Below are 749 nucleotides of genomic sequence, written 5' to 3' on the forward strand. Positions count from 1 at the left end.
AAGAAAGTAAGCTTTATAAATGATTATAAGGTTGTAATACAAGATAAATCGAGAGAAGTTGATAATAAAGTTTTAAAATATATATATTTGGAATATTTGCTTCTTAAAAGAGATRTAAAAAAATTAGTGCAGATTGATAATATAATTAATTTACTTGATAAAGATTCATTTATAGAGTTTATTAAAAATGTTTATGATGAAAATAATAAAGAAACAGCCGCTTTTATTTATGGAATATATGGAGGCGATGATGCTCTGTATAATATATATAAAAAAGAACAAGATACAAAACTTTCTCTTTTAATAATTAAATTAAATAGTGAAAGTAAGTATGCACTTAGGTTATTGTATAAAATATATACAAGCACAAAAAAATCTGAAGTTCGTTATGAAGCTGATAAATTGATTGACGAAGTGATGGAAAAAATGGATATTGACTATRATGARTTYCAATTAAGATTCTCTTCAAATCTATTATTTAATTCTGAAGGAGAGATTCTTTTAAATAAGGATTATAAATTAATTTTGAATAGTGATTATTCTTTAAGCTTGTTTGATATAAAAAATAATAAAGAATTAAAAAAGATTCCTCAAAACTTTGATGAGAATTTAAAAGAAGAGATAAAAAGTTTAAGAAAAGAAGTTGCTGACTTTATAAAAAATACTTCTCATATTTTAAGTGTTTTATTAATAGAAGGCAGAACATACAGTTATGATTTTTATAAAGATGTTTTTGTTGATAATACAAT

The 749-nt window shown here is 21.9% G+C and carries 1 pseudogene; it reads left to right on the forward strand.

Annotated features, from left to right (window positions below):
* A pseudogene (locus tag GQX97_RS13085) lies at window positions 1-749 on the forward strand (BspA family leucine-rich repeat surface protein); the annotation flags it as partial.

Source organism: Brachyspira sp. SAP_772, assembly GCF_009755885.1.
Lineage (GTDB): Bacteria > Spirochaetota > Brachyspiria > Brachyspirales > Brachyspiraceae > Brachyspira.